General features: G+C 46.2%; 15 protein-coding genes. 7 read left to right on the forward strand and 8 right to left on the reverse strand.

The genetic code is table 11. From position 1 onward, the window contains the following. Positions 1 to 43: 43 nt before the first annotated feature. Both ACLWBB_RS13975 and ACLWBB_RS13980 read left to right on the forward strand, forming a co-directional pair. Complete coding sequence (locus tag ACLWBB_RS13975; RefSeq protein ID WP_413288157.1) at positions 44 to 1366, forward strand: hypothetical protein; 1323 nt, start codon at positions 44 to 46, stop codon at positions 1364 to 1366. 15 nt (positions 1367 to 1381) lie between these two features. Next, on the forward strand, positions 1382 to 2737 hold the full coding sequence (locus ACLWBB_RS13980) for an OmpA family protein (protein WP_413288159.1): 1356 nt from the start codon (positions 1382 to 1384) through the stop codon (positions 2735 to 2737). A 105-nt stretch (positions 2738 to 2842) separates the two neighbouring features. On the opposite strand, the gene ACLWBB_RS13985 is transcribed toward ACLWBB_RS13980, so the two are convergent. Continuing rightward, positions 2843 to 3277: a hypothetical protein gene (locus ACLWBB_RS13985; RefSeq protein WP_413288160.1), complete on the reverse strand. Its 435-nt coding sequence runs from the start codon at positions 3275 to 3277 to the stop codon at positions 2843 to 2845. A gap of 10 nt (positions 3278 to 3287) precedes the next feature. Then, positions 3288 to 3785 (reverse strand): hypothetical protein, encoded by a 498-nt coding sequence (locus ACLWBB_RS13990; RefSeq protein ID WP_413288161.1) that lies wholly within the window; start codon positions 3783 to 3785, stop codon positions 3288 to 3290. A gap of 103 nt (positions 3786 to 3888) precedes the next feature. On the opposite strand from ACLWBB_RS13990, the gene ACLWBB_RS13995 reads away from it, so the two are divergent. Beyond that, the gene (locus ACLWBB_RS13995; protein ID WP_413288162.1) at positions 3889 to 4725 is read left to right on the forward strand and encodes a LysR family transcriptional regulator; all 837 of its coding nucleotides are present in this window, start codon (positions 3889 to 3891) and stop codon (positions 4723 to 4725) included. 97 nt (positions 4726 to 4822) lie between these two features. Here the strand turns inward: ACLWBB_RS13995 and ACLWBB_RS14000 are convergent, their stop codons facing one another. From ACLWBB_RS14000 to lexA, 5 genes are all read right to left on the reverse strand, one after another. Next, on the reverse strand, positions 4823 to 5119 hold the full coding sequence (locus ACLWBB_RS14000) for a MazG nucleotide pyrophosphohydrolase domain-containing protein (protein ID WP_413288163.1): 297 nt from the start codon (positions 5117 to 5119) through the stop codon (positions 4823 to 4825). 13 nt (positions 5120 to 5132) lie between these two features. Next, positions 5133 to 8204 carry an error-prone DNA polymerase gene (locus ACLWBB_RS14005; RefSeq protein WP_413288164.1) on the reverse strand — a complete coding sequence of 1024 codons (3072 nt, stop codon included), beginning with the start codon at positions 8202 to 8204 and terminating at the stop codon, positions 5133 to 5135. Continuing rightward, the gene (locus tag ACLWBB_RS14010) at positions 8201 to 9490 is read right to left on the reverse strand and encodes a hypothetical protein (RefSeq protein WP_413288165.1); all 1290 of its coding nucleotides are present in this window, start codon (positions 9488 to 9490) and stop codon (positions 8201 to 8203) included. The genes ACLWBB_RS14005 and ACLWBB_RS14010 overlap by 4 nt, the downstream gene beginning before the upstream one ends. After that, on the reverse strand, positions 9487 to 10020 hold the full coding sequence (locus ACLWBB_RS14015) for a hypothetical protein (RefSeq protein WP_413288166.1): 534 nt from the start codon (positions 10018 to 10020) through the stop codon (positions 9487 to 9489). Before ACLWBB_RS14015 ends, ACLWBB_RS14010 begins: the two co-directional genes overlap by 4 nt. A gap of 110 nt (positions 10021 to 10130) precedes the next feature. Then, complete coding sequence (gene lexA, locus ACLWBB_RS14020; RefSeq protein ID WP_413288167.1) at positions 10131 to 10721, reverse strand: transcriptional repressor LexA; 591 nt, start codon at positions 10719 to 10721, stop codon at positions 10131 to 10133. Between the two features lie 256 nt (positions 10722 to 10977). Here lexA and ACLWBB_RS14025 point away from each other — a divergent pair, with 256 nt between their 5' ends. Beyond that, on the forward strand, positions 10978 to 11784 hold the full coding sequence (locus tag ACLWBB_RS14025) for an acyl-[acyl-carrier-protein] thioesterase (RefSeq protein ID WP_413288168.1): 807 nt from the start codon (positions 10978 to 10980) through the stop codon (positions 11782 to 11784). Positions 11785 to 11861: 77 nt separating this feature from the next. Here the strand turns inward: ACLWBB_RS14025 and ACLWBB_RS14030 are convergent, their stop codons facing one another. Next, positions 11862 to 12335, reverse strand: coding sequence for a hypothetical protein (locus ACLWBB_RS14030; RefSeq protein ID WP_413288169.1), 474 nt, complete (start codon positions 12333 to 12335; stop codon positions 11862 to 11864). A 113-nt stretch (positions 12336 to 12448) separates the two neighbouring features. Here ACLWBB_RS14030 and ACLWBB_RS14035 point away from each other — a divergent pair, with 113 nt between their 5' ends. The 3 genes from ACLWBB_RS14035 (at position 12449) to ACLWBB_RS14045 (ending at position 15491) form a co-directional block, all read left to right on the forward strand. Next, on the forward strand, positions 12449 to 13105 hold the full coding sequence (locus ACLWBB_RS14035; protein WP_413288170.1) for a hypothetical protein: 657 nt from the start codon (positions 12449 to 12451) through the stop codon (positions 13103 to 13105). 83 nt (positions 13106 to 13188) lie between these two features. Beyond that, positions 13189 to 14415, forward strand: a complete 1227-nt coding sequence (locus ACLWBB_RS14040) for an MFS transporter (RefSeq protein ID WP_413288171.1) — start codon at positions 13189 to 13191, stop codon at positions 14413 to 14415. Beyond that, a complete protein-coding gene (locus ACLWBB_RS14045; RefSeq protein ID WP_413288172.1) occupies positions 14415 to 15491 on the forward strand; it encodes a hypothetical protein in 1077 nt (358 codons plus the stop codon). The genes ACLWBB_RS14040 and ACLWBB_RS14045 overlap by 1 nt, the downstream gene beginning before the upstream one ends. Positions 15492 to 15493: the final 2 nt, after the last annotated feature.

Below are 15493 nucleotides of genomic sequence, written 5' to 3' on the forward strand. Positions count from 1 at the left end.
TGCAAGTACGCTGATAGAATCCACAAACTTCCATGGAGAATCAATGCGTAAGCCTTTTAAACTCACGGTCCTTAGCGGCGTCCTAATGACGATTGCGGCAACTACTGTCCTCGTTTTTCAAAATTGTGCGAAAGCCAAATTCGTAGATCCCGATCTACGCCATAGTGCGATGACCATGGGACTTTGCCAAGAGTGTGGCGACAACTCGGGCCGTGGTATCACTTGCCGTTCTTCGAAAGAAGAGAAATTCCCCGCTTGTATTTTAGAGAGCTGTAACCAAGGTTATCAGTTTGATAACTTCAAGTGTCTTCCTGTCGTCTGTGAACCTAGCGCTCTTGCAACTTGTGTGGTGCCACATGGTGAAGGCCGCATGGCTTGTAATTCGAATGGTCGAGGATACGGTCCTTGTAACGCTATGGACTGCGAAACAGGGTACACGCTTTCAAGTGGCACTTGCGTCGCGGTTGAAGGACCTGAAACACAGTCAGAGCCTACTCCAACGCCGACTCCAGAAGACAACAGCACTCCGTCTCCGACTGTGACTCCAACCCCTACTCCTGAGGAAACTCCTAGCCCAACGCCACCGCCTGTTGCCGTGTGTGTTGCTGGAACACATCGTGATTGCAGCACGGACTCTACGCATGGAACTCAGACTTGTAATGCCGAAGGTACTGACTATGGAGCTTGTGTTTTGGGAGCATGTAAAGCTGGTTACAACAATCAAGCTGGCGGCGAATGTATCGTGAATGCTTGTGCGCCAGGATCGGTGACTCCTTGTACAGCTGGAGCTGCAGTGGGACTTAAGACCTGCAATAGTCAAGGTGCTGGCTTTGGAACATGTGAAATCAATGGCTGTCAGCAGGGTTATACTCTGACAAATGGAGTCTGTACCGTACAAGTTTGTACTCCGGGCATCGAAAGTGTTTGTGAATTCGCTCACGGCTCTGGTGTGAAGATCTGTAATCAAAGCGGTATGGACTATGGCTCTTGTACATTGCTTGGTTGCCAATCTGGTTACTATCAGGACAACGGTCAGTGTATCGAGCAAAAGTGTACTCCTAGCTCGCAAGACACTTGTGTCGGTGATGGTGGTACTGGTGTGAAGTATTGTTATGAAAACGGACGCGGTCATGGCCCTTGCCAACTCACCACTTGCGACCCTGGATTTAAATTGAAAGGTGGACAGTGTGTGTCTGTAGATAGCTGTGACGCTGGAGAGACTCAGGCTTGTACTCAACAATTCGGTACAGGTGTTAGAACTTGTAATACGAATAGTGGCAAGCTAGGTCCTTGCGAATTGACGGCATGTAATCCGGGTTATCAGTTGGTCAACCAAAACGGCAACGCCTGCAAAAAGATCAAGTAATCTAAGGGATGATGTATGAAACTTAAGCTGTTGTTCGCCCTCTCTGGTTTACTTCTGCCAGCTTCTGCTCTTGCCAACATTTGTGGAACGGACTATCAAAACTTTAATCCGACCACAAATGGCTTAGACTTTGTCACGGTTCAGTCTTCCGAGACATTGAAGCCGTGTATCGCCAATATGGGCGTGTTCTTTAACTATGCGGCGGACTCTTTGACTTACAGTCAGTCTTTGAATGCGACCTATGAAAACGGGCAAAAATCCCGAGACCGCATTCTGGGTGCTGACTTGAGTTTGGGATTCGGATTAGCCGAGCGTTGGGACGCCGGGATCAACGTTCCGTTTATTGTCAGCCAAGAAGTCACCGATGATTATTACGTATCTTCTTACGGAGAAAAAGGTGCGACTGAAGTGAAGCTGAATACGAAGTATCGCTTCTTCGGTGGTGACGACGGCGGTTTCGCAGCGGTTCTCTCGATGAATAAAAACTTGATCGAGAACAATCCTTTCACTGGGACCGGTGCCGGTCCTACATGGAATTTGGAATTCGCAGCTGACACGACACTCGCTTCGAATTGGGCTGTCGCCGTGAATGCCGGTTATCGCTGGCGCGACAAAGGGGAACCGATTCCAAATGTGCCTTTCGTTCCGATGGGCAACCAGTGGATTTATTCGGCAGCTGCAAGCTATCTCGTAGCTTCTTTGGATACCAAGATCATCGCCGAAGTTTACGGAAGCCGTGCTGCTGAACCCGTTGACCAAGACACAGATCGTAGTCTGAATGCCTTGGAAGGATTGGTTGGTTTAAAATACGATGCGACCACGAATCTGGCGTTACACGCCGGTGGAGCGAGCCAATTGGATACTTCAATGGGTGGCCCCGAGTGGCGCGTGTATATGGGACTTAACTGGGCGATCGAAACTGGCTGTGCGAAACCAGCGGCTCCAGAACCGGTTCCGGCGACTCCTCCACCTGCTACTACTGCCGAAGCAAAAGCTCCGGTTGAAGAAGCTTTCAATGTGGATGTGGAGTTACTATTTGGCTGGAACTCAGACAAAGTCGACGAAGAGAGTTTCTCGAAACTGGAACCGTTCTTTCAGGATTTATTTAAGCGTGACTTTGATCGTTTGGTTGTGGAAGGTCACACGGACTCTGTCGGAGTTGAGGTTTACAATTTAGACTTAAGCCAACGCCGCGCCAAGAACGTACGTGACTATTTGGTGGCAAAATATAAATTGCCAGAAAATAAAATCGAATCCATCGGCTATGGACAAACTCAGCCCGTCGCTGATAACGGAAATTTCCAAGGCCGCCGTAAAAATCGCCGTGTAGCTTTGAAAGTTTACCGATCTGTTGCAAGTTCTCCGAAATAGAAACCCAGAAGAGAAAATTGTAAAAAGTCCCATCCCATATTAATAACAAAGTGTCGATCCTGCCTCTAAAAACCTATTAGTAAGAGGCAGGACCTGGTCGCAAATTTAGTTCAACTTCTGCTCGGCAAAAAAGCGAAGGCCATCAATGGTGGTCTCAATACGCTGGTAGCTGTTCTCTTTCTCTACGAGGCGATCCTCATCGCATTTCGTACGGCAAGGACGTCGTGGTAAATACTCGTGTTCTATTTTGATGAAGTCTTCCGTCTGAAAATTCGCTGTGATTACCTGCCCTTCAAGACGAGCACCAAGGTTTTTTATTAGTCCCCGGCAGCTAGCAGTTGGCATGTAAAAGTACTCAGGAGCGCCCGTGGTATTCTCAGCCAAATAAAGGACGCGATCCTCATCGAGGGATCTCAGCTCAACAGAGGCTCCTCGAAAATCACAGTGAAAGCCGTTGATTTTCACTTTCTCAGAAAAATTTGCAGCGTGAGAGTAAGCGGACAACAATAGAGTGCCGATACAAATCATTAATTTTTTCATAAAAGCTCTCCTAGTTTTCAGTACTGATTAGATTGATACCACTCACATTCAATACAACTTCGCGCTTATACTTGGTCACCGGTCTTGTGCCTTTTTTGCATGGAAAGGTTCCACCACCGTCCAATGGATGCGCACGGCATTTTCCTATGACATCTTCGGTGGTCTGATAGGACTCGAGATAGACCTCTCCACTTCCGACCAATTTTCTACCCGCCAGAAGCGCAAGCTGAGAGGCCACCTCATGGCAGTGCTGAAGGGGTAACAAAGACCATCTGTCTGTATTCCTAAGAGCCTCGTTGTAGCTGTGGAAACCTCCTGACGCATAAAACGAGATAGATTCTTTTTGCGCTCTTAATTGCACGGTAAGAAAGCCTTCCGCCGCCGATGTGGGAGTGCAGGTTGCATCAAAGATAAAGACTTCAGCATCTTGTATTTTTTCGAGGGCCCCTTCACCCGCGAATGCATGGAAGCTAATAAGGGTTAAAGCGTAGATTAAAACGGATTTCATAAGTTCTCCTTTTGATCGGAAAATAGCAAAACTCATTGTTGTTGAATAATTCATTATTTTCATATATTGATAACTTATGGTTGTTCTAAAAAATCCCCTATTAATGGCCTTTGAACGGATCGCAGACCTTAAGACGGTCCATGCGGCGGCGGCCGATCTGAGTCTCACCCAAGCTGCTCTGACGAAAAGACTGCGCCTTTTAGAACAGGAATTAGGTGTGACGTTATTTTTAAGATCTCGGCGCGGGATGAGTCTGACTGAAGAGGGCAAAGCACTTCTGCAATTCTGTAAAACCAGCAATGAAGCAGAAGGCCAGCTTGTAAGTAAGCTCAAGGGCGTCGGCAAGATGGAAATCAGCCTGACCATTACGGGGCCTACGAGTGCGCTCTCTAGCCGCATTAACAAGGACTGCCTTCCGCTGTATACGAAGTATCCCCATCTAAAACTTCACTTTAAAGCCGAAGATCACGCAAACCTTATTGAAATGGTTCGTCAGGGTAAAGCGGACCTGGCCGTGGTGCCGCCAAATTTGGTTCCGAATGAAATGGATAGTAAGGTTCTAAAAGCCGATAGATACTTATTGGTAGCCAGCGCAAAGTGGCAACGCCGTTCCTTGGCAGAAATCTTAGAGCAAGAGCGCATTATTGATTTCTACGAGAGCGACATGACGACGTTCAACTATTTGAAAAAATTTGGGCTGGAAAAGTCTAAAAGACCCGATCGTCTGTACGTGAATAACAACAGCGCCTTGATTCGCATGTTCAAAGCCGGAGTTGGCTATGGCACACTCACCGAAGATATCGCCAAGCCATTCCTCGAAAGTGGCGAACTCATCAAACTCAATCGCGGCCAAGTATTCGAGGATCCTCTAGCTCTTACATGGTACCCACGCCACGAAAAAGCCGACTACTTTCACGATCTCATTCGATCCATAAAGTAGCATCTCAACGCCACGCTTCGCGGATAGGAATTTTAAATACGGCGGGCTCTATACCGCCACTACGGCGGTGAATATCTCTTTCTGTTAGAAACTTCTTTTAGAGATACTTTAGCCACTTTTCTTTGATGGCTGTTTCCAGATCAATACCATTGTGCTTTGCGAATAGAAGAGTATGGCACAAAACATCCGCTGCTTCGTCAGCCAAAGCTTTCTGTAGCTCTGCCTGTGATTTGCCACTTGCCCTTGCCTGACCTTTAACCTTCATATAAGACTGAGTCAACTCGCCAAGCTCTTCTTGGAGTTTTAGCATGAACCAGTCTGCAGTTCTCTCGATATCCATTTTGAGAGCGTATCCTTGAGAAATCTTCTCTACTTTTTCTATCAAATCGTTCATTAGATTCTTTCTCCTAATAAAAATACTGATGCGGTTCCAGTGGAAGCGGAGTTTGATCCAAATTCGCCGTTTGCCAAACTGGTTCGACCTTATCTACCAGTAGGCTCACCGTATTTTCGTCCTTCTGCACTTCCCCACTTACGATGATGAAGCAATGGTTTAAGAAAACCTCTTTGTACTTATCGAAGTTCTTCTTCCACAAAATGATATCCATAAAACCGAATTCATCTTCGAGAGTTGCAAAGCATACGCCCTTCGCTGTCGGTGGTTTTTGGCGAATTAGCACCAGGCCCGCGACACGGATACGCGATTTCGATTTTGAGCCCAGCAAGGTTCTGGACGTAGCCTTCGGCAGATTCACCGATCTTCTAAGTTCCTGCATTGGATGACCGTGCGTTGAGACTGAGAATGCGCCATAGTCGTTTTGGATTTTTTCGAAAGAATCCATATCCGCAAAGCTGCTCTGTGTGACTGGAGTTGGAATGTACTCCATATCGTTAAAGAAACTGAGCTGACTTTCCTCTTCTTTTTTGAAAAGGTTTTGGTATTCAAGCAACGCCCATAGCGCTTCTCTGGTTTCCCAATGGAATTCTTCAAATCTGCCAGCTAGCGCAATTCTGTGCATCACATCTTTTTTGATTTTAGAGCGACGAACAAAATCACCCAAACCGCGGAAGCGCGCTAGCTTTCGCTCTTCCATCAGAAGATTCACTTCTTTTTTAGAAAGACCGCTAACAAGTCTAAACCCCAAACGGATCGTACTCGGCCCCGCCATCACACAATCCCATTCGGAATGCACAACTGAAACTGGCAATACGCGCACGCCGTTTCTCATGGCATCGTACAAAATAGTGTCGTTGCGATAGAATCCCATTGGCTGACTATTCACAAGTGAACACGCGAACTCTGCCGGGTGATGGCGCTTCAAATAACTTGAAGCATAAGCCAAAAGCGCAAAAGAGGCCGAGTGACTCTCGGGAAATCCATAGTGGCTGAACCCTTGGATCTGCTCGAAGATCTGCTTTGCAAACTCTTCGGTCATTCCGTTGTTGAGCAGTCCTCGTTTAAGTCGTTCGGCCATAACACCAATAGGAGCACTACTGCGCCAAGCATTAATAGATTTACGTAAGACATCGGCTTCTCCTGGGGTAAAGTCCGCCAATTCAATGGCGAGTCTCATAATCTGTTCTTGGAACAAGGGAACTCCTAAAGTTTTCCCAAGAACACGCTTCACAACCTCATTTGGATACGTAATCTGTTCCAGTCCCCGTCGGCGTTTCAAGTAAGGATGAATCATATTGCCAACAATAGGACCCGGTCGGACGATCGCCACTTCAATAACTAAATCGTAAAAATTCGCAGGCTTTAATCGTCCAAGCATCGACATTTGTGCTCGGGATTCGATTTGGAAAACTCCAACCGTATCCCGGTTCTGAATCATTTCATAAGTCGCTTTGTCATCTTGAGGAATCTCATACAGTTTTTTTCCGGTCAGCTTCAGTGCTTTTTGCAAGCAGCTCAACATCCCCAGTGACAGAACATCGACTTTAATCAGACCTAAAGTATCTAAATCGTATTTATCCCACTGAATAATAGTGCGGCCATCCATCCGAGCAGGTTCCACAGGCACAATATCCGTAATTGGATCCGCACTAAGGGTGAAGCCCCCGCTATGAATGGAAAGATGTCTTGGAAAACCGTGGATCTCATCGGCAACGCGATCGATCTGCTCACGGAGCTTCTCTGGTTCTGGTAAATCTTTGCTGATCTCATCGAAATCCCTTTCTACTTTTTTTGCTGACAGTGTCCCTACTGGTACACCGAAGGCCTTACACACCTCACGAAAAGCACTGCGACGACGGTACGTAACCACAGCACTGACCATGGCGGCGCGATGACGGCCGTATTTTTCATAAATATACTGAAGCACTTCTTCGCGGCGTTCATGTTCGAAGTCGATATCAATATCAGGGGGTTCTCCCCTTTCGACACTGATAAAGCGCTCAAACAAAAGATCCATCTGAATCGGATCAATCGCCGTAATTCCTATAACAAAACACACCGTCGAGTTCGCGGCAGAACCTCGTCCTTGGCAAAGAATGTCGCGTTTTTTTGCGAACTCGACGATGTCATAAATCGTTAAAAAATAATCTGCAAATTTAAGTTCTTTAATCAATTGCAACTCATGCATGAGCTGCGCTCTGACCTTCTCGCTCATCCCATTCGGATAACGATCCGGCACACAATTCCACACTAAGTGTTCCAAGTAACCTTGAGCATCGTAGCCTTCAGGAATCCACTCAGAAGGATAACGATAGCGCAACTCACTTGGACAGAAACTGCAGGCGTCTGCAATTTCTAAAGTTCTTTCTAGCGCCCCTGGAAAATCTTTATAAAGAGCCTGCATCTGCTCGGGGCTTTTAATGTATCTCTCGGCATTGGGTTGCAGTTTAAAACCCACTTCTTGCAGAGATTTGCCTTCACGGATGCTCACTAAAACATCCTGAAGAACTTTTCGTTCTTTCACGTGGTACTCGACATCATTTGTCGCCACATACGGGGCAGAATATTTTTGCGAGAGTTCTAAAATTTCTGCCACTCGTTTTTTATCATTGCCGTCTAAATAAACCGTCAGCGGCAAATAAAGTTTGTCATTAAAAGCTTCTTTCAGTTCCGCCACACGAGAGGTTTTAGAGATTCTTGGCAGAATAAAAAGCTCTTTCGAATTCGCGCCACCAAGGGCTTCTGTGAATTTGGAAAACTCCAAATGAGTTTTGCCTTTTTCACAACCTTGTTTGGCTTGAGTCAGCAACTGGCAAATTTTGCCGTAAGCCGCTCGCGTCTGTGCCAGTACCGTGATATTGTCGTGATCTACACAAACAAATTCAGCACCGACAAGATACTTAATACCAGGACTATCTTTAGCAATCTTGTAACCTCGAGGCATGCCATAAACACCGTCCATATCTGTCACTGCAATTCCCTTAAGTCCCTGAGTGATCGCTTGCTGAACAAGCTCTTCAGGATGGGAAGCGCCGGTTAAAAAGCTAAAATTGGATTTTGCGCGAAGTTCTGCGTAGCTCAATCGAATTCTCCATGAAGAAAGTCACCGCTGGCGGTTCTGTATAACCAAAGTTGACGACCCTTTTTGGTGGTGAGCCTATAGTAGACTCTTTCCACCGTGGAGTTCTCCCACCATTCAGAGAACACCACTTCACGATTCTCGAGACTTTCCACTTCGTCGACATTATCGTCCCACGAAATGTGCGGCCCCCAGAAGTGCACCGGACTCGGTGTCGGCAGAAGCCTTAAGGGCCTCTCGGCCAGTCGGTCCACCACCTGCGGAGGTTTTCCTTCCAGTTCTTGGACCCTCTGATAATTTTTCTCGGGTATGTAACTCTCCCGCATCCTCGCGAAGAAGACGGAACTCCCGCCCAACCTGGTAGCCACCCGTGAAACAAAACGAAAGAAGGATTCTTCGTTCTCTTCTTTTCTTTGATCGAAGAGATCCTTCTGACTCATGGAGTACGGGATCTCTTCGGTGACTACCAAAGAAAACTCGGTGATACGGGCTTTCAAAGGCTTTGCTTGCACTTGTGCATCCACCATCTCTTTTGCCACTTGCAGGATCACCTTGTTCGAGACATACGGCAGCTGCAGGCAAATAGAGATTTTGTAATCTTGATCTTCGGGCTTGAGCGCATGCTCTTGTCGAAGAACGATGTCAAATTGACGGGCCCTCTTCCCTTTACCACGGAGACGAAGGCCCATCCTGTCGATCATCGATTTCATTTTAAAATAAATGGGCTCTAAATTGTCCACCGGGCTTTCTAAGTCAAATTCATGACGCTCGGTGATCACTTCACTGGGGTTAAAAATCTTCCAAGGAATGGGGCTCTGACCCAGGATGCGGTAGTATGCCAACAATCCCATACTACTAAAACGAGAACTGATCTCGCGCACAGAGATTTTTAGGAAATCCTTCAAGGTTTTGACACCCAGACTTTGCAAGAGCTCGGTCATTTTAAAAATTTTCTGAGTCATTTCAGTTTGCTCTCCGAGAGGATCGAAATAATATTTCAACGTATCGATCGGAAGATCCATTTTACTTCTGCCATTGGTGATCGCGAAGGACAGGGCCGTGGGGATGTCCTCGCCCACGCCCACCTTCGCAGTGACTCCGGCCTTCTTAAGAGTCACCAAGGTCCTTTTAATAAATGTATTTACAGAGTAGAGTCCCAGGCACTTGGAGATATCCATGAATAAGAAGTGATCCCCACGAGTCATAACCTGGGGAGTTGCCCGATAAAAAATTTCGGCAAGTGCACGCGTGTTCTCTGGCTTGTCAAACTGTAAGCAAACGACTGTCATACCATCCCCCTCTTTTTGATGGTTTCGATATTGAAACCAAGTTTTTTCTTTTTCACTTTCAACTGTAAATTCGGCACCCAACTTTGGTGCAAATTCTCAGACAGAAGAAAAAAGTGGGCCTGACTTCTCTCAGAGAGAAGCTGATAGCGTCGCAGGTCTTTTTCATCAAAACTGGAATTCGTCACCAAGGCTTGAAAACAACCGGATTGCAGAGCTTGGTTCAAACACCACTCCAGTTGATTTTTCGCCTCTATAAAAAGCACGTTCTCTGTCTTTAATCCCTTCTGGAAAAGAGCATAGGGATTAATCGTTATTTCTTTTTCAATCCAGGCCACTTTAAAGTCTGGATGTTCTTTTAAAAACAAAGCCACAAGTTCGGTTTTGCCAGGTCCGCTCACTTCAATGATGGCCCCTTTCGGAAAACCTTCTTGAAAAAGCGCAAAAGAACTCCTCTCCCGCTCTACATGTTCTACGGCGCCAATAAGCTGCCGTAGCTCCTGCAAAGAGGGCTTCACCAAAGCCAAACTCATATGTTGTATGTCCTTAAGCTCTCTTTTTCAGATTCAAGGCGCAAGAATCCCTTCTCGTACGTTAAAAACGCCGAGTGTGCCGAGGATCTGAATTTAGGAAAGCCCGTTTTTTAGTATCGAATCAGCCCGCAGTAGATTCCCGCTATCCTTAGCAACCTACCTGCTTCCACCAAGATGGGCTTGTAGATAGGATTTGCTGAGTGTAACTCGACATGATCTTTCTTCTTATAAAACCTTTTAATCGTCGCCTCTTCATCAATCTCTGCAACAACGATATCTCCGTTATTAGCCGTACTTTGCTGGCGAATGATGACGTAGTCCCCGTCCAAAATCCCTTCACCAATCATCGAGTCCCCGGACACCTGAAGAGCAAAGTACTCTCCGGCTCCTTTCATCATATTTGTTGGAACCTCGATACGTTCATTGTGTTTTCTATTCTCGATCGGGCGACCGGCTGCCACTTTTCCAAGAAGCGGAACCAAGTTCCCTTCTTTATGCACAGTCAGGCTATGAGCCAAGTGACGCTCCTTCGTCAAATAACCCTTCTTAGTCAAAGCCTCTACATAGTGTTGTACAGAGGACTTGCCAGAAAAACCAAACTGCTTAGCAATCGTTTCGTAAGTCGGAGGAAAGCCATTTTTCCCCTGATACTTCTCTATGAACTCTAGAACCTTTTTTTGATTCGCCGTTAAGTTTTGCATCCATGCCTCCCGAGAAATCCTTATTCCACTCTATCTTTCAACTTCAGCTTCTGCTTTTCAATCTTCAACTTTCAAGTGCCGTACATTTCCCGTACTTTGAATATAGCCGTACATTTCCCGTACCCGCAAGAGGGGTCCTGACATTTTTTTAATTTTTTTGCTAAGCCGTTGAAAACACGTCGGCGCTGCACGCTAATTAGGCTTTAAAAGCCACAAATGACAACCCCAAGGTCTAGAAAAACTCTGTGAAAACTCCATGATCCTTCTCCGTTTTCGAACTACTATGTCATTTATGAGTACGACAAACACCCTTTGGATCGAATCTTACAAAATCAACAGCCTGCTTGTGAACGCCATGGGACACTTGGGCCTTTACGGAGTGCTAAATCTATTGCAAGAAACCGCATGGATGCACGCAGAGAGTCTCGGCTTCGGCCTGAAGCAGATGGAAAAAGAAAATCTGTTCTGGGTTTTGACTCGTCAATCTCTCTCGATGAAAGAGTGGCCTGCCTTTGGCACTCAAGTGCAAATTCAAACTTGGATTCGCCCGCCCGAAGGCGCTTTCTTCAATCGTGAATTCCGTATTCTTAATCAAGAGGGCAAAGAAATCGGCACTTGCGTGACCTCGTGGATGGCACTCGATAAAAATACAAAAAAGCCTCTACCTACACAGAACCTACGCCCTTGGGAGCAAATCACACGCGCAGAAACCACGGGGCTTACACCAGAGAAAATCGCTGTCGAAGGCGAATACGAAAAGATGGCAAAGTTCCGCGTACGCAATTCTGACTTGGATACCAACCAACATGTGAATAATACGAAGTATGCGCAGTGGATTCTAGATTCGATTCCCTACGATCTGCACCGTCAGTTGAAATTAAACACCTATTCTGTGAACTTCTTAGCAGAAACTCATCTGGGCGACGAGGTCCAAGTAGATCGCAATTGCAGTCAGGCCAATGGCTTTACTGAAGAGCAAGGATTATCCTTGTATCGTGGTTTGCGCGTCAGTGACCAAAAGGTTCTTTTCACGGCTCGTGTCGGTTGGGAGCGCCGTAAATAAAAAAGCCCAGGATTTGACTCCTGGGCCATTCAACAAACCTTGCGCCCTAAATATTACTAAAGGGATTTGTTGAAAAATTATTTTCTTTTATTAAGTCTTGCGTTCAAACCAGCTGTCACTTTAGTTACGTTTTGAGTAGCTCTTTGAACCGCGGCATTCGCAGCAGCTACGCACGCAGCGCCTGGATAAGAGCCCACAGAAACGTTGCTTGATTGAGTACCGTCACCAGAGCTCACATTGACCGCTTGTGATTCCATTTTCGGTTCTTCAGAGACTTCTTTCTCTAAATCCGACACAACGGTTTCCTTTACTTCGCTTAAATCAGCACCGCTAAGCTCACTTGCAGAGCTTTTGCAGAGTTCTGATATTTCTGGATTTTTAAGACAGCGGCGCTTAAGGATTCCCTTAGCCACTATAGATGAGTCTTTAAATTTTTCTAAGAGTTGAAGATCTTTCTTTGCCGCGGACTGTGATGGACTTTCTGCCATTGCTACAGATGCGCTACCGAATACAAAAACCAAGTTCAATAATAGAGTGCCAACCATTTTCATTGAATCCCCCCCGCAGATAGGAGAACCTAAATGCAAGAGTAGGACCACACCTTAACCCGATGTAAGGGAACTGAGTGTATAACCTGTAGGCGCCTGTCGAGGGATGAATTTGCATGTTAAGAATTAAAATTGAAAGTATCCTCTTAATAATAGCCATCCTCTTTGCCGGTGCATTTGCTTATCGTTACTTTCAACGTCCCCTTCCGGGACAATCAAACTCGCAAACAGACGTGTCTCATTCTGTGACTCCATCAAAACCGGCTCCTCAGGCTTATCTTCCCTCTGCCGGAAACTTAAAGCCGCCAGCGATACCACCAAAACCCGTGTTTAAACAGGCCGGCCCGGGAGCCCCCCAACAATCACACATGGCCAAATACCAACAGCTCTTAGACAACCCGCAAGCGGGCCTTGAGCGCTTAGACCTTTTAGACAAAATGAAGACCGAGATTTCCCAAGAAGAGCTTTCTTTAAGAGCCTATTACGAAACGCTGACAGGTGGCCCTGCGCCTGAATACTCTAAAGATGAAAATCATCAGCGCCGTAATGCGGTCTCTATCGCTTTTGGAATGTACTTGGATTCTTGCCAAAATTTCGACACTTGTTATAAGTATGCTGTTGCAGCTTTAGCTCGTTATCCCGATCAAGAAATGTTTGATGACCTCTATTTGCAGGTTCAGCATAAATATCCTCAGGATTGGCAAAGGGATCTTGTCGTCGCAGAAATGAAAAAATACGGCATCACATTCAACAAAAAGCCCACTAACAAATAATTTTGACCGAAGCTATCTGATAAAGCCAAAGCCAAGGCGTGAGGAGCTATTGCCACTAGTAAGGAAATCCCCTACGATGTCCTATGCTCATTAACATCGCTCCGCTCAAAAAATACCGTGACTATAGACTTCTCTTTTTTGGCCAGATGGTTTCCTTTCTTGGCAGCATGGTCAGTTACGTTGCCATCCCCTACCAAGTTTACGAACTCACTAAAGACAACGCCCTGGTTGGCCTTCTTGGGATTGTGCAACTTGTCCCAGTTTTAATTTTTGGAATTCTTGGCGGCACTTATGCAGATCGTTTGGATCGTCGTAAGTTGATTTTAACTTCTGAAGTCATCCTGAGCATTCTGATCTTGGGACTCACTGTGAATGCGTGGCAGGAAAAACCTTCGATCCCACTCATTTTCGTTTTAGTCGCTTTGTTTCAAGCGGTGCTAGGATTCCATCGTCCTGCGATGGATGCTTTAACTCAGAAGTTAGTATCGCCAGAGGACTTCGCAGCCGTTGGGGCGTTAGGCAGCTTCCGTTATGCTGCGGGCGCGATCGTTGGCCCAGCCCTTGGCGGAGCTCTGATTGCCAAGTTTGGAATTAAAGGCGCTTACCTTTTTGACTTTGTCACTTTCGCAGCCGCGCTGATTGCACTTGTTCTGATGCGCAAAATGCCGGTTCCTGAAAAAGCGGTAAACTCTCCTTGGGCGGATGCAAAGACCGGCTTAAAGTATGCGCTTTCAAAACCGGAACTCGTGGGAACATATTTGATTGATATCGTCGCGATGGTTTTTGCGTTTCCAGTGGCGCTCTTTCCAGCAATGTCGGAACAATGGGGCGGAGCTTCGGCGGCCGGGGCTTTATTCTCTGCCATGGCAGTCGGCGCGCTTTTAATGACCATGCTGAGTGGTTGGACCGGCAAAGTAAAACATCACGGGAAAGCCGTCGTTATTGCCGCCGCTTTGTGGGCCGTATTTATCGTGGGTGTTGGTTATGCTGAGCATCTGTGGATGGCTTTGTTATTTTTGGGTCTTGCCGGGGCTGCGGACATGATTAGCGGACTGTTTCGTGGAATTATTTGGAATGAAACCGTTCCAAATGATCTTCGTGGTCGACTTTCTGGGATTGAAATGATCTCCTATATGTCAGGGCCCCTTTTAGGGAATGCCCGAGCCGGATGGGTAGCAGCAAAATTCAATGTCGCTACCAGCGTTAGCAGCGGCGGAATGATCTGCGTGGGAGCTGTCATTCTAACCGCCTGCTTTCTGCCAAAATTCTGGCGCTACTACAGTCAAACAGCATCAAGGAATGAGCAGTAATGAATGGACGTATACTGATCTACAGAGTTTTTGATATCGGCCGCGATGTAAATCTTGAGGCCGTACAAAAGGTTTTTGAGACCACGTCTCAGGCACAAAGGTTCCGCCTGAACCGTTCTTCAAAAGCCATGATCATCAACAATGCCCCACTGTCATTGAATATTGAGTCCTGCAAGTACGATGCTTTGGGACATCCTCTGGATCTCGAGATCTCTGCAAAGATCTGGCACTTTGGTGCGCTTTCAATCACTTTGTCTTTCGGAATTCCCGATAGCATTTCATGGAATCGCCTGATTGAACTTGGGAACTTCCTTGAAAACGATATGAATTTGCACAACCTTGCCAAACAAAAGGTCGAGCAGATTTTGATGAGTATCAATCCCGATCGTATTCAAACCACAAGCTGGGAAACTTACGAAGACTACATTTGCTATTTCTTTAAAAAACTCGATGGCTGCGAAAAAAATGCCATGGAGATCTTTAACCGCTACGACATCTTCCGTTTGATTCTTTCAGAGAATAACGAAAATCTCTCGGATCAAATCAAGAAGACGATTCTTGATAGTACATTCCAATACAGCAATGACGACATTGCCGTGATTGACTGGAACTCGGCTTTGATTATCGAACCTTCAGGCTCTTTAGATATCGTCGATACGATCGAGTTCTGCCTCTGTCAGCTTCTGGAAATGCGTTATTACGATGATTTGCTAGATGAAAAGCTGACTTATTTGTATTCAGCACTTGAAAGAAAAAGATTTAATATTTTCCAAGATTACTACAGCCGCCTTTCTAAGGAAGCTGCCAAGATTTACTTGGACATCGCCGATACAGTCGAAAGCGTCGAAAATAGCATGAAAGTCGTGGGGGATTTTTACCTTGCTAAGATCTTCCGTGCGGCTTCTCAGCGTTTGCGTTTTAAAGACTGGCGCGACAGCGTTGACCAAAAGCTTGAAAACCTTGCGCAGATTTCCAAACTTTTCGTCAGCGAAAGCCACGAAAAAAAGAACCAGCTTCTAGAGATCATCATTATTGTGCTGATCGCGATCGAAGTGGTTCCTTTGTTCTTTAAGTAATA

The organism is Bdellovibrio sp. HCB337, assembly GCF_047302465.1.
Lineage (GTDB): Bacteria > Bdellovibrionota > Bdellovibrionia > Bdellovibrionales > Bdellovibrionaceae > JACMRP01.